Raw genomic sequence first — 14,353 nt, 5'->3', positions numbered from 1 at the left:
AATTCTTTGTTAATGCATGGTGTACCTAGCTACCGCGATAGGTTGAATAGGAAAATGGACTAATTAATAAGGGCACGTGATAGTGCTGATGGATATCTGATATTTTAAAATCGATACAAACCTTTGGATAAAAGCATTCAACATCTATAGATTTAAAATAATTCTCCACATAGAAAACTAGTTGATAATTTCCTTGTATAAATGAATCGAGATTAAATGCTTTAATACGACCATCTATATCAGTTAACTGTTTATCTATAGAAAAATAGCCTTGTGACGTTTCCTTTAATAATTCAACAGAAACCCCTACAGCAGGTTTACCTAATGCAGCATTTAGAATATGTGTACTTATACCTGCCATTATTGAATCTCCTGCTTTAAGCGAATTAATGCAATTTCACTGAGTTGTTGTTTAACTTCTTGCTGCTCTTGTTCAGCTGAATTTTCTAAACGTCGATTGAGTTCTGTTAACATTTCTGTACCTGAACGCCCTGCTGCTCGAATCAAAAAAATATGACTAAATTTGTGCTCGTAAGCTAAATTGCCCTGAAAGAGTGCTTGTTGAATATCTTGATCTACACCGAGCTGAGCCTGTTCTTTTTGTGAAAACTGCTGCTCTCTTTCCGATAAAGTCATGGCAGCTTTTTTTTCACCAATTCGTGGATGTTGTGCCAGTGCTTCTAATATTTCTGACCATTGCCATATTCGAGCTTGTAAAGCAGCCGCTTGATATAATTCTTCAGCTGAACCAAAAGGTCTTTGCAGAACAATACTTTCAATCCATGATGGAATATGAACGCATGGTTTTAATGCTTCAAATGCTTGCTCATCATTTAAAAGATTAAATCTTTCTAAATTCATTGTTGCTCCAAATTATTTCATTGTCAGACTGGTCTGACCAGATAATTTATATTTAAGCAATGAACATGCCAAGACTGAATTTTATGGATTAATTAATTTTTGAATTAAATAAAATTAACAGTTAGAAAAATCTTAAATCACTGTTCAATAATTTAAAAAATTGTGATGTTTCATCGCTATAAAAGCATGCTTTTTCAAGTTCACGTCATATTCACACCTTCACGTGTAACATCAAAATATAGATGTAATTGGATGATAAATATGACACTCTTAAAAACTCTAGCAATATCAACACTTACCGTGATTTCGCTCGTCGGATGTAAAAGCGTGCCAAGTTATACATCTGATTATCGTGAAGCAGATAAAAATATTACAGGTGTGACTCTTGATCAAGAAAGGGCACAAATGATTGGTAATCGTTTTGTGAATGCCTTTAACACTTTAGGTACACCAGATTTTGTTAAGAATGCCAGTGAATTATATGCAGATCGTCTATTTATCAATGACACACTTTCTCAATTTTCAAATAAACCAGACCTAATCAAACACTTTGAAGGCATGAATAAACGTGTGAGTAATGTCACGGTTAAACTTGTAAGCGCTACACATCAACGTGACTCTGCTTATATTCATTGGTATATGGCATATGACTTTAAAATGTTTGGTCGAACCAAATCTATGGCTTCATACGGTGTCACTCAGATGAAAATAAACGGTTCAAATCAAATCATTTTCCAACAAGACTATTGGGACCCAGCAAATGGTTTATATCGCTCATTACCATATGTCGGAAGTGGTTATTCTATGATTTTACCGTTCAAAAAATAGTTTAAAATTCAGCCCCCTTTAAGCAGAAAATAAATTATGGAAATCAATTTATTATCAAAACAATTAAAACGGATTAAAGGTTTAATTGTTCTAGCGCTGATCGATGCCTATGATGGTTCGATTCTCGAATACTTTGGTGATGAATTTTTCAATATTGATTTAGCTGCTGCTGAAGGGGTAAATTTACTCAGCTATCAACGACAACTGATGACCGAGCTTGATTCAAATGATTACTTAGAAGGAGTCTTGGTCACGATGCGCGATCAATATCATATCGTGACGCCATTGGAAACCAATCATACGCTTTTCCTTTATGCTGTTTTAGATCGTACCGACACAAATCTTGCTTTCGCACGGTATGAGATACAGCAAGTTGAACGAAACCTTAATTTCTATACCTATTAAGCTCGGTCTATATAAGGCTAGATCTACATTTGAAAACTGAGGATTTGTTATGTTTTACCACAGAAAAATCATAGTGCTCTCAAGTGTACTATTTCTCTCTCTCGCAACAAATCTTAGTCATGCAAGCACTCAATTTTGTAAAAATGCGCCGATTATCGTGACTAAAAAGAATGTTGGTACCGTCAGTTATTATGCTAGTGACTGTAGTCAAAAATGGGATAGTCAAGATATACAGCTCGATTTCATGTACACACGTGATATTCCAGAATGGGCTTTTAAAAGAGCAGCCACTCATTTCCTCAAAAAAAATGTCAGCAATTTTACGGATAATTCTGCATTGAATAAAATTACATCTTTATATAAGCCTGTCCGTAAAGGCGATCTGTACTCATTAAAATATAGTCATTCCAATCAAACACTTTCGCTGTCTTTAAATCAAAAACCACTTGGGAAAATCACGGATACTGAAGCCAATCAGTATTTTAAAATTTGGTTTGGAAGCCAGCCATTTAATGCTAAATTAAAGCAACAATTACTAAATCAATAACTTGACTATTATTATGAGCAATCAATTTATTCTGATGGTTGAAGATCACTATGAACTTGCAGCAACAGTGTGTGAGTTCCTAGAAGAGCATGGCTTTGTGATCGATCATGCACGCAACCTCGATGCGGCACGAAATTTTCTAAAGAACCAACCCTACCATTTGCTACTTTTAGATATCAATCTTCCCGATGGTTCAGGCTACGACTTATGTGAATGGCTTAGAAATGATCAAGGTAAAGATATTCCTATCCTGATGTTAACCGCGAGAGATACCTTAGATGACAAATTAAAAGGTTTTACTGCTGGAACAGATGACTATTTAGTTAAACCTTTTGATTTTAATGAATTAGTGATGCGTATTCGTGCGTTGATTAAACGATCTCTTGGAGAGGTTTCTTCTAGTAAAATTCAAATCCATGATCTTATTTTAGATAGTTCTACCCAAACAGTTACCCGTGCAGGTCAACATATTGAGCTGCCAAGAATTCAGTTTAAATTACTCAAAATTTTGATGCGCAATTCACCTAAAGTGATCACTAAACAAGAAATTATCATCGAACTATGGGGAGATGAAGAACCTGAAAGTGATGCTTTACGCAGCCATATCTATAACTTACGCAAAATGGTCGACAAACCATTTGACCAAAAGTTAATTCATACCGTCTCAGGTGTTGGCTTAAAAGTCGCTTTTGAAGATTATTAAACTCAATTCATATACACCACAACGATTAAACCCGTTGTGTTTTCCAGTTTGAGATATTTGCGTGTGCTCAAATAATATTGTCGATCAAATAGCTCAACACGCCAGCCTAATTGATTACAGAGTTTTTGCACCAACTGTAATCCGATACCATGCCCTTTTGCTTTAAGTTGCAGTTGAGTCGTATTTAATTCTTGAACTTTGGAATCATTCGGCATCGTGATTCCAATCCCATTATCCGCAATCACAATACTATTTTTACGTTGAATAATATGAATGTTTGAGCCTTGGGAATAATTCAGAGCGTTACGCAGGATATTGCTCAGAACCATTTTAGTCATAGATGGATAAATCATACGAGGAAATTCTTGAGGATCATATTGAACCAGAATCTCCATTCCTTTGCTTTGACTCACTGGATCTAAGTCACTTACCAAATCACGAATGATCGTTGATAGAGTCATTTGTTCAGCGGTTAGCGTGTTCGTAGTGTTTCGAGCAATAGCCAATAGCGTATCAACCAATAACTGCATATCTTCGATGGTATTCGAAATTCGATTTAGTGATTTATCTTCACCATATTTCGCCTGACAAAGTTGCACATTGCCTTTCAAAATCGTTAGCGGAGTACGCAATTCATGGCTCACATCACCCGTAAACTCTCTTTCTCGATAAATAAATTCAGTTAAAACTTGATGATATTTTTCCAGCGCTTGTTTTAGATATTCCGCTTCTAAATTGCCATTGGTGCTAATGCCTTGGAACGGCGATGCTTCTTTATTTTGATGCGCCCAATCAATATGTTCTAAAGCATTGGCTAATCGGGTTATCGGTGAAAAATAGCGTTTAGCACGACGATTAGACCACCATAAAATACTGTAAAGCACAATAAGGCTAAACATTAATGGTGCAAGTCCGAACATCCATACAATTTTATTAACGTTACTTTCGCCAAAAACCAATAAAACGTGCTGACCATTTCGCTCTCCGTAAACAGTCATACGTTCTTTTCCATCCACAAAGATGCGGTGTACACCTTGTTCTAAACGTTGTCCTTTAAAAGCAGCGGGCGGCATTGCAGTGTTCCAACGATAGCCGTACAAATTCTTTGTGTCTGGTAAATCTGCATTTGGATTACGATCGACTCGAAGCCAATAATGTTCCATCTCTTGCTCGAGTGCAGTTTTAAGTAAAGAACCCTTAATTACCCATGCACTACACGCAATACCAATAATGATTGAAAGTGCGATCAGACCTATTTGCAACCAATAATGACGATTAAACATCTTGCTCAATGGATGTGTATTCACGCCATGATTTTTCGGTTTTAACATAAGCTGATCTGCAATAAACAATAATTAATTATACGACTTTCTTATTGAACAGGAAGTGACCAATCACCCACTCTTGTCCTTGTTCAAATCCAAATAACTCTGCACAAGCCATAAAGAATATACGCCAACGTTGCCACCATGCATCTGCATCTTGTGCATAGACTTGCTCAAACAAAGGTCTTAACTCTTCAGCATGACGATCCATATTTTCTAGCCAAGCATTAGATGTTTTTTCATAATGTGTGCCTGACCTCTGCCAATGCTGCGCAAGCTCTAAATGATCTTGGAAATGTAAGAATGTAGAGGTAGATGGCATCAGACCACCCGTAAAAAAGTAACGTGACATCCAGTCATATTCACTTTTGATTTCAAAAGGATAATGTAAGAAACGATGACAGAAAATATGACACCACAACTTACCGTCTTCTTTAAGCCAAGACTGAATTTTCTCAAAGAGTTTCTGATAGTTTCTAACGTGTTCAAACATTTCAACCGAAACTACACGATCGAACGTATTGGTCTTTAATTCAAGCACATTGACATCGCAAGTGATGATTTGAATATTATTCAAATTACGTTTTTCAGCTTCAGCTAAAATATGCTGGCGTTGAGTTGCAGAATTTGAAACACCTGTGATCTTCGCATTTGGATAACGCTCAGCCATCCATAGGGTAAATGATCCCCAACCACAGCCCAATTCTAAAATCTCTTGACCATCCTGCAACTGTGCACGATCACTATATATTTGCAGTGCAAACTCTTCGGCTTCATCTAATGTAGTGTGGTCATGTGGAAAGAAACAGGCACTATATTTCAAACGTTTGCCTAAGACAGCCTGAAAGAAAGCAGTCGGCAACTCATAATGTTGCTCATTGGCTTTGTCTGTTTCAATCGCAATCTCACTGTGCTTCAACATATTGAGCACGTCCATATAACGCTGTGCACCTTGCTCAGGATCATAGCGCCCTTCTTGAATCAAACGCTTTTTACTCAATGCACGGATTGCTGCACGAATTGCCTGATCTGGAACTAAACCGCTTTCAACGAGTTTTAAAGATTTTTGAATAATAAAGTCCATGTGCAGTACCTACTGTTTGGGTTTCCACGGAATAAACATTGAAGTTCGTTTTTGATAATCGAGATAATTTTGACCTCGATTTTTTAATGCTTGTTGCTCACTGAATGGAATACCCGTGATGTAATACAAGAATAACCACATCAAAATTGGATAGATCCACAAGCTTAATAATCCTGCCGCTAATCCTATGATGGGATAAGCAAACCAATGCAGCCATTCAAAGAAGTAGTTTGGATGCCTTGAATACTTCCATAGACCTTGATCCATTGTTTTGCCATGATTTTTAGGATTTTGCTTGAAACGATATAATTGTTGATCTGCAACCGTCTCACCGACGAATGCAACAAACATAATTAGACCTGCAATAATCAGATAATCATTGGTATCCATGCTCCAAGACATGCTTGGCACATTGAGCAAGCTCCACATCGGAATGCTGAATAAAATGGCTAATCCAGCCTGAAACATGAAAAATAGAAAGAAACCAAAATGTTGATATTTGCCCATTGCTCTACGCATGTTGGCATATCGACGGTCTTCTTCATGCTCAGCTAAATAACGACGGAATAGATGCAAAGTTAGACGCAAGAACCATATTGAACTGAATACGCCGAGAAACAATCTGACATTTAACGGAGCGATCTCAACAAACAATGCTGTAATGGCAATATTGAGAACAATACAGAAACTCCATGCGACATCTACGATACCAGCACGATGGTTTACTGTTGCCCACAACCAACAAAGCGTCATCACAAGGGCATCAAGTAAAAACAATTGCCATATCATAACTGCCTCCTTGATGCTTAAAATAATTAGAAATTAATAAGGACTTGCTTTAAATAATAGGTGTACATCGCTGATCACCCCTTCTTTAAAGCCACCTTCGCAATAGCAAAGATAGAAATCCCACATCCGAATAAAGTTCTCATCAAATCCTAAAGCCAAAACGCGTTCTTTGGCATTTAAGAAACGCTCACGCCATTGATGAATCGTTTCTGCATAGCTCAAGCCAATATCTTCAAGATGTTTTAAGCGTAACTGTTGTTCAGATGCCGCTTGTGTTAAAACGCTGATACAAGGGATAAAACTTCCTGGGAAAATATAGCGTTTAATATAATCCACGGTATTCAAAGCTTTTTTATAACGTGCATCTTCAATTGTGATAGCTTGAATCAAGCCCAAACCATTCGGTTTTAATAAGGATCGGCATTTATTAAAGTAAGTCGATAAATATTGCTCACCCACCGCTTCAATCATTTCGATCGAAACCAACTTGTCGAATTTACCTTCTAACAATCGGTAATCTTTGAGCTGAACATTGACACGATGACTGAGACCCGCATCGGCAATACGTTTGGTTGCTTCATCGTATTGTGCTTGAGAAATAGTGATCGTAGTCACTTTACAGCCATAATGCTGAGCAGCGTAGATCGCAAATCCGCCCCAACCACTACCGATCTCAACCAAGTGATCCATTGGTTTGAGTTGTAATTTCTGACAAATCAGTTCTTTTTTATAATCCGAAGCTTCTTCTAGAGTCATATCTTTGTGCTTATATACTGCACTGGAATACATCATTGAAGAATCAAGAAAGAGTTTGAAAAAGTCATTGCTCAGGTCGTAATGCTCTGCAATATTTTTTCGACTTCCTGACAATGAATTTTTACGTGTTTTGTACCAAGCTTTTAATACAAGTTGGCTGGCTTGAGAAATCACATTCTGATTAATCTTATCAAGCACATGACGATTTCTCGCCAAAATTTGAATGACTTCAACGAGGTGTTCACTGCTCCAATAGCCGCGAATATAACCTTCTGCCGCACCAAGTACACCGTTTTTAAAAATGAGATCGATCAATTCTTTATTATGAATATCTATCGTAGCTTCTAAATCTGAAAGCTCTCCCACGGTACCATTCCATTCTCCACGAAAATGAATTTGACCATGACGAAGTTTGAGCAAGCTCCGAAGAACCAAAGGCAGTGAATCGTGTTCACCGAAAATAAGCGTTTTCATCATGTTGTTTTAAATCCTTATCTTTTTTAGGGTGCCGATAAAATGGAACTTTCTTTCGCCACAGATGAAAAGCTTGAAGGTAGATCGAAGCTAACATCTTGAAAGGTTCAAAAATATGATAAATAGCATAACGATTCAGTTGTGAAGGAACTGTGATGCTGGTTAAAGTGAAACGCATCGTTGCATCAAAGATAAATTTATCTGATTGATAAAGCTGCATATGAATCACATTTTGTTCATCTGAAAAGTTAAAGCACCATTTATAGTGAATATCCATCGGCATAAATGGAGACACATGAAAACTCTTTTCAAATTCGAACTCATAACTTTTGAAATGACTGTGCTCTTTTAATTTTTGACGGCAGTCATGCACATAAACTTTACGTTCATTCCAAGGGGTATTGGTGATTTCACTCAATATGAAAACAGGTTGTTTTTGAGGATTAAGTACAAAATAAAAGATGACTGAATTAAAACTAAATCCTAAAGTTCTTGGCAATGCGAGCACACGAATTTCTGATTGAGTCGATAAAATCGTGTCCACTTGCTGCAAAAGGATTTTCTTAATTCGCTCTCTGATCGAACCTGTATAGCCTTTTAGAAAATCATTTTCATAAAGATTTAAGATATTCCAACGCGAAGTTGAACAAAGCCATGAACGATCTAGGTTTTGATCGATACGATCTGGATCAAAGCATAAATAGCTCAAACTAGACTGAAAATCGTGTGCTTTGGGATGAAAGCGCCGATGTCTAATCTGAGCTTTGGCTATGGAAAGTGAATCTTCAAACATGTGATCACCTCCAAATTAGTCTTTAAGTTCTAATAGCTTATCTACTACACGCTGAGCACTTCTCGCCCCATCTTCATGAAAGCCCCACCCCCAATATGCTCCACAAAATGAACTGCGGTTTTGACCATTAATCAGTTCCCAACGCGCTTGTGACTCAATTGCTTTTTTATCAAAAACAGGATGTCGATAATAACGTTCGACATAAATCTTATCATTCGCGATCGGCATATTCGGATTCAATGTAGAAAATACCTGCGTTTTACAAGGTAGATTCTGCAAGCTGTTCATCCAATAGGTAAATCCATAGTGTACTTGATGAACTTTACTATTTTTTTCAGGTTTTTCTTGAGCAGTGACATGCACATGCCAACTCGCCCATTGAGATTGACGCTTCGGCATAATCGAAGTATCGCGATGTACCACCATAAAGTTATCTTGATAATCAAAACAACCTAATACATCTCGCTCATCTGCCGAAGGATTTTGAATAAGCTTTAACGTATCATCAGCATGACTCGCAAACACAACCCAGTCAAAAGTTTCTTGTTCTTGATTTGTGACAATATGAACTAAATCATTTTCACGAATCACTTGTTGAACTTGCGCTTTCTTCCAAATAATCGATGGGCAAGTTTTTTGAATCGCTCGTATATAAGAAGCTGAACCACCTTTTACTGTCTGCCATTGTGGTCGATCAGCCAACTGCAACATACGATGATGTTGAAAGAAACTGACCACAAATTTGTAGGGTATCTTCCCAACTTGATCAACTGGACTTGACCACAGTGCGCCACACATTGGATAGAGATGTTCTTCTCTAAAAACCTGGGAGTAGTCATTTCGATTTAGATAATCTTCAATACTTAACTCAGCATCACATTGATCCACGACAACATCTTTATTCTCCTGATAAAACCTGATCAAATCAGACAGCATCAATCGAAAGTTCTTATTTAAAAAATTTTTCGGACGAGTCAATAATGACCATTTTTTAGATGGATTGTACTGTAGACCAGTGACCTGATTATTCACAGAAAAACTCATATCACTATTCTGTGCTTGGACACCAAGTTCAGCAATCATTGCACTGAATAAAGGATAGTTATAGTCATTAAATACAATAAACCCACTATCTACTGCAACATTCTGTTCATCAATCCAAAGATCGTGGGTGTCAGTGTGTCCTCCGAAATAATTTTCTTTTTCAAAGATCGTGACTTGATGCTGCTGTGATAATTTCCATGCGGCATACATGCCTGAAATACCTGAACCTACAATTGCAATCTTCATCAAGACTTCTCACTTTGAATTTTATTCGCGTTCATTTTTAAATTTTGTATTTGAGTTTTGTACGCATCATAAACGCGCTCAGGTACTGGTTTGATCGCCCAAATGAGACCTAAAAAAGACATCATTTTTAAAATGTAATAAGTAATATCGATTTGCCACCAGAAAAAACCTTGTCGCGTGCTACCTGCATAATAGTGATGATTATTATGCCAACCCTCGCCCAATGTAATAATCGAAAGGAATAAGTTATTTCGACTATTGTCATTAGTCTCAAAATCTCGGCTTCCATACAAGTGAGCAAGCGAGTTAATACATAAAGTTGCGTGAATCAACAAAACTGTTGAAACCACAAAACCCCAAACCAGCAATTGCAAACCTGATGTACCTAAACTTGGATAAGCAACTGCTAACCACTCACCCAAACCATAGATTGATAAAGCAGTCAGTAACACAACGGGTAAACTAAATCGGTCTAACCAAACTAATTCTGGAAATTTGATCCAATCTTTGATGACCTCCTTTCGCGTTGTGAAATTCTGTTCATTTAGGAACCAGCCGATATGGCTATACCAAAAACCATGCTCTGATGAGTGTGGATCATGCTCTGTATCGGTAAAACGATGATGATAGCGATGATGAGCAGCCCACCATAAAGGACCACGTTGCGCACTCATCGTTCCAATCAAGACAAATATAAATTGCACAGGACGAGAAGTCTGAAATGTTTTATGTGACAAATAACGATGAAAGAATGCTGTAATCGCAAACATACGAATAAAATAAAAAAACAGCATAAACGCGACTGCAAACCAAGATACACCGACCCAGAAAACGGCTAAACATGCGATATGCAAAAAAATAAATGGAAGGATTCGCAACCATTGAATTTTAGTATCTTTATATGTTTTAAACGTATCAGACTCATTTGTCTCAGAAGTTTGTGTAGTTGACCAACTGTCTATCCATCGCAGAAAAAATTTAAACATTGATTCTTCCTGACCCATTTCTCTTGTAATTTTGATTTTATAAAATTTGGTATGAAATTTATGTGAAGATCAATTGTATAAAAAAATATTAGCAAAATGATCGTGTAAAATCATTTAAAAACAAAAATTTATTTATACTCATCAGCCTATTCCTAAAAATAAGCTAATCATAGAATTTCATTTTTTAAATATGACACTTTCTATAAAAATAGTACAGAAAGACTTGTCCAAATTAGGTAAACAGCGACACCAATTACCACAGTTGCAAATATCTTTTGCACTGTTTTTAGATCAATCAAATTAATGAGTCGTCGTCCGACCAACATCCCTAAAATGCAAGCAACCACAAAACTGATCGTTACTGAAACTGGATATTGGAAGCCATCGAGTACGTGGATAGAAATGCTCACACCGCCAATCAGAAAAATGATCATTAACGACGTTGCAACTATACTACGCATATCGAGATCCGTTGCTTTACGCAGCGCTGGAACAATGACAAATCCACCACCAACACCAAGCAATCCAGTCAACAAACCCGCAACCACACCAATAAGACCCAATACACTGGCTGTTTTCACATTCCAAATAAGTTTTCCAGTAGACTGATTGACCTTACATGGTGGATCTTCAAAATCATGAACTTTATTGAAGAAAATTCGATAGGCAACAACCATCATCACTAAACTAAAAGCTAGGCTTAACCATGTAGGAGAGATGATGTTAGATAAATGCACGCCATATCGAGCCGATGGAATACTAATCAAAGCAATCCATATTGCAGCTTTATAGCGTACGATTTTTTTCAATAAGCCTTGTACACTCCCTACAAACGCAGAAAGTGTAATTGCAAGTAGTCCGACAGGTGCAGCTTGTGAGACAGTCCATCCTTGACTCGCCATCAGTGCGGGAACGGCTAAAATTCCTCCTCCTGCACCTGTTAATCCAAGCAAGCATCCAATTGCTAAACCTTCCAAGACTAATAACCACATATCCATAAAGGACCTCATGAAAAATGAGATACACTTTTTCAAGTGTGAAAAAACCTAACCCAGCTCTAAAATTAGAGCTAAGCTAATGATCTATAGGATCTAATGAATAAATTACAGTTTAGGTTTTACCAGCCACTCATGCCCTTTTAACATGCCATCCCAATACATCGGGGGTAGGATTTGTTCTTTTAATAGCCATGCCATACGTGAAGGTTTTTGACCATCCAAGAACCACTTTGGAAAACTCGGTAGCAGTTTCCCACCATAGCCAAATTCTGCAAGAACGATCTTGCCTCGCTCAACAGTCAAAGGACATGAACCATAACCATCGTACTGAGCAAATTGATCACTACCTTTTAAGTACTGCAAAACATTCACTGCAACAATTGGCGCTTGTTTACGTGCTGCAGCAGCAGTTTTCGCATTCGGAGCATTCATGACATCTCCAAGTGCAAAAATGTAAGGATATTTACTGTGCTGCAAAGTATTTTGATCAACGCTCACCCAACCTGCTGCATCAACTAAATTACTTGCACGAATAAAATCAGGTGCTTGTTGCGGTGGAACGACATGAATCATGTCAAAATCAGTTTCTAACAGTGATGTACTTTCACCTTGATTGACCTTGAACCATGCACGTTTGTTTGCACCATCAACTTTTACCAGCTGATGGTTGAAGTGCAGATTGGCGTTATAGCGTTTCACATATTCCATCAATGCTGGCACATAAGCCTCAACACCAAATAACACCGCACCCGTATTGAAAAAATCAACTTGAATATCTTTCAATACGCCTTGTTTTTGCCAATAATCGGCAGATAGATACATCGCTTTTTGTGGCGCACCCGCACATTTGATCGGCATAGGTGGTTGAGTGAAAATTGCCTTACCACGTTTCATTTGGCTGACTAACTGCCATGTATACGGCGCTAGATCATAACGATAATTCGAGGTCACACCATTTTTGCCCAATGTTTCAACTAAACCTTCAATACCGTGCCAGTTAAGCTTCAAACCTGGGCAAACCACCAATACTTCATAGTTGATCGGCTTACAGCCCTCTAACAACACCTGTTTATTGTCTGGATCAAAGGCCGCCACAGCAGCTTTTATCCACTGTACTTGCTTAGGTATCAAACTCGCCATGGTTCGAACTGTTTTTTCTGGTGCAAAAATTCCACCACCGACCATCGTCCAACCGGGTTGATAGTAATGAATTTCTGCTGGATCAATCACAGCAATATCTAGATTTGGCTCTCGTGAAAGTAAGCTTGAAGCAACTGAAATCCCAGCAGCTCCACCACCTACGATCACCACCGAAAATTTAGGCACATTATTTAATTGTGTTGGGTGTTGATTGAGGATTCTTGGAACTAAACCTTGTAAGTCATAACCCAGAGTTTTAGACACCAATAGCATTTGATCCAGACTTAATCCTGAAACCTGAGATAATCCCCAAAGCGTGATTGAGCGTGTACCTGTGCGGCAAAACGCCAAGATTGGCTTTTGAGCTGCTTGATAAACTGATTTAAACTCTTCAGCCTGCTCATCAGTTACACGACCACTCACCACAGGTAAATACTCAACTTGAATCCCGTGAGTAGATGCTACTTCTTGTATTTCAATGATATTGGGTTGATCAGCACCCTCACCATCAGGACGATTACAAATAATTGTTTTGATACCTTTATTTGCAAGTTCAGCCACATCTCGTTGAGAAATTTGATCTGCAACATAAAATTCTTGATTCACTTGTTTTAATTGCATGCCACTCTCTCGTATTACTGACCGCAGGCTTTATTCGCAGGTAAAGCAATATCAATTTTCTTTGGATAAGGAAGATTGAGGTTTTCCATCAAAATAATGAAGTCTTGCTTACTTTTGCCTTCCCCCAATCGAGAGTTATGTAGTCGCTCTTGTCCAACCGTAGATGACACGCGCCCCTTGTAGTCATGACCTGGATAAACAATAGTTTTATCAGCTAAAGTGAATATCTGTTGATGAATACTGTCATACAAAGTTGCAGCATCACCTTCTTGGAAATCAGTACGCCCGCAACCGTCTATAAGCAATGCGTCACCCGTAAATACCATACCATCCAATACATAACTGGTACATGCATTGGTATGTCCAGGCGTATAGCGAGCTTCAATTAAAATCTCTCCTACGCGAATTGCACTGCGGTCAGATATAAAAATGTCACCACATGCAACTTCGGAGTTGCGATGTAACACTGTTTTACATCCAAAACGTTCACGTAACAGATTTGCTGCCGTTACATGATCTGCATGCACATGCGTATCAAGGCTATAAACCAGCTTCAAATTGTTTTGTTCAAGCATGTCCGCATAACGCTCAATTTCCGATGCAACAGGATCAATCAGTACCGCTTCATGTGTCTGTTCAGATGCGATGAGATAGGTATATGTTGAACTTTCATTTTCAAAAAACTGATGAAATATCATGTGGATCAATCTCGATGTAATTATTTATATATTCTTAAATTGCAAACAAGATGCC

At 37.8% G+C, this 14,353-nt stretch carries 16 protein-coding genes; 4 read left to right on the top strand and 12 right to left on the bottom strand.

Translation table 11 applies throughout. The features are described from left to right. Positions 1 to 25: 25 nt before the first annotated feature. Together uraH and uraD are read right to left on the bottom strand one after the other, a co-directional pair. On the bottom strand, positions 26 to 361 hold the full coding sequence (gene uraH / locus R2H34_RS07395; protein WP_042893107.1) for a hydroxyisourate hydrolase: 336 nt from the start codon (positions 359 to 361) through the stop codon (positions 26 to 28). Then, entirely contained in the window at positions 361 to 861 is a 501-nt protein-coding gene (gene uraD / locus R2H34_RS07390) for a 2-oxo-4-hydroxy-4-carboxy-5-ureidoimidazoline decarboxylase (protein WP_042893108.1), read from the bottom strand. Before uraD ends, uraH begins: the two co-directional genes overlap by 1 nt. 261 nt (positions 862 to 1,122) lie before the next feature. Here uraD and R2H34_RS07385 point away from each other — a divergent pair, with 261 nt between their 5' ends. From R2H34_RS07385 to R2H34_RS07370, 4 genes are read left to right on the top strand one after another with little or no spacing between them, the layout of a single operon-like run. Beyond that, positions 1,123 to 1,689, top strand: a complete 567-nt coding sequence (locus tag R2H34_RS07385) for a nuclear transport factor 2 family protein (RefSeq protein ID WP_042893111.1) — start codon at positions 1,123 to 1,125, stop codon at positions 1,687 to 1,689. 36 nt (positions 1,690 to 1,725) lie between these two features. Beyond that, positions 1,726 to 2,094 carry a hypothetical protein gene (locus R2H34_RS07380; protein ID WP_042893113.1) on the top strand — a complete coding sequence of 123 codons (369 nt, stop codon included), beginning with the start codon at positions 1,726 to 1,728 and terminating at the stop codon, positions 2,092 to 2,094. 49 nt (positions 2,095 to 2,143) lie between these two features. After that, positions 2,144 to 2,641 carry a chalcone isomerase family protein gene (locus tag R2H34_RS07375; protein ID WP_042893116.1) on the top strand — a complete coding sequence of 166 codons (498 nt, stop codon included), beginning with the start codon at positions 2,144 to 2,146 and terminating at the stop codon, positions 2,639 to 2,641. A gap of 13 nt (positions 2,642 to 2,654) precedes the next feature. After that, entirely contained in the window at positions 2,655 to 3,344 is a 690-nt protein-coding gene (locus tag R2H34_RS07370) for a response regulator transcription factor (RefSeq protein ID WP_004959303.1), read from the top strand. A 2-nt stretch (positions 3,345 to 3,346) separates the two neighbouring features. Here R2H34_RS07370 and R2H34_RS07365 read toward each other — a convergent pair whose 3' ends face one another. The 10 genes from R2H34_RS07365 to R2H34_RS07320 form a co-directional block, all read right to left on the bottom strand. Continuing rightward, positions 3,347 to 4,675, bottom strand: coding sequence for a sensor histidine kinase (locus R2H34_RS07365; RefSeq protein ID WP_039047254.1), 1,329 nt, complete (start codon positions 4,673 to 4,675; stop codon positions 3,347 to 3,349). 28 nt (positions 4,676 to 4,703) lie between these two features. Then, positions 4,704 to 5,753 carry an SAM-dependent methyltransferase gene (locus R2H34_RS07360; RefSeq protein WP_282896783.1) on the bottom strand — a complete coding sequence of 350 codons (1,050 nt, stop codon included), beginning with the start codon at positions 5,751 to 5,753 and terminating at the stop codon, positions 4,704 to 4,706. Between the two features lie 9 nt (positions 5,754 to 5,762). Further along, a complete protein-coding gene (locus R2H34_RS07355) occupies positions 5,763 to 6,542 on the bottom strand; it encodes a DUF1295 domain-containing protein (RefSeq protein ID WP_042893117.1) in 780 nt (259 codons plus the stop codon). A gap of 33 nt (positions 6,543 to 6,575) precedes the next feature. After that, the gene (locus tag R2H34_RS07350; protein ID WP_318342539.1) at positions 6,576 to 7,775 is read right to left on the bottom strand and encodes a cyclopropane-fatty-acyl-phospholipid synthase family protein; all 1,200 of its coding nucleotides are present in this window, start codon (positions 7,773 to 7,775) and stop codon (positions 6,576 to 6,578) included. After that, on the bottom strand, positions 7,750 to 8,565 hold the full coding sequence (locus R2H34_RS07345) for a DUF1365 domain-containing protein (protein ID WP_075696384.1): 816 nt from the start codon (positions 8,563 to 8,565) through the stop codon (positions 7,750 to 7,752). The genes R2H34_RS07350 and R2H34_RS07345 overlap by 26 nt, the downstream gene beginning before the upstream one ends. A gap of 15 nt (positions 8,566 to 8,580) precedes the next feature. Next, positions 8,581 to 9,855: an NAD(P)/FAD-dependent oxidoreductase gene (locus tag R2H34_RS07340; protein WP_087540872.1), complete on the bottom strand. Its 1,275-nt coding sequence runs from the start codon at positions 9,853 to 9,855 to the stop codon at positions 8,581 to 8,583. Continuing rightward, positions 9,855 to 10,841: an acyl-CoA desaturase gene (locus R2H34_RS07335; protein ID WP_004959315.1), complete on the bottom strand. Its 987-nt coding sequence runs from the start codon at positions 10,839 to 10,841 to the stop codon at positions 9,855 to 9,857. Before R2H34_RS07335 ends, R2H34_RS07340 begins: the two co-directional genes overlap by 1 nt. Positions 10,842 to 11,041: 200 nt before the next feature. Then, positions 11,042 to 11,839 carry a sulfite exporter TauE/SafE family protein gene (locus R2H34_RS07330; RefSeq protein ID WP_004959321.1) on the bottom strand — a complete coding sequence of 266 codons (798 nt, stop codon included), beginning with the start codon at positions 11,837 to 11,839 and terminating at the stop codon, positions 11,042 to 11,044. Between the two features lie 105 nt (positions 11,840 to 11,944). Next, positions 11,945 to 13,600, bottom strand: a complete 1,656-nt coding sequence (locus tag R2H34_RS07325; protein ID WP_004959324.1) for a bifunctional protein tyrosine phosphatase family protein/NAD(P)/FAD-dependent oxidoreductase — start codon at positions 13,598 to 13,600, stop codon at positions 11,945 to 11,947. A 14-nt stretch (positions 13,601 to 13,614) separates the two neighbouring features. Next, on the bottom strand, positions 13,615 to 14,298 hold the full coding sequence (locus R2H34_RS07320; RefSeq protein WP_087540870.1) for an MBL fold metallo-hydrolase: 684 nt from the start codon (positions 14,296 to 14,298) through the stop codon (positions 13,615 to 13,617). Positions 14,299 to 14,353 lie beyond the last annotated feature (55 nt).

Source organism: Acinetobacter sp. 16, assembly GCF_033439925.1.
Taxonomy (GTDB): domain Bacteria; phylum Pseudomonadota; class Gammaproteobacteria; order Pseudomonadales; family Moraxellaceae; genus Acinetobacter; species Acinetobacter junii.
The sequence above is the reverse complement of the archived record's forward strand: the minus strand, read 5'-3'. Positions and strand labels throughout refer to the sequence as shown.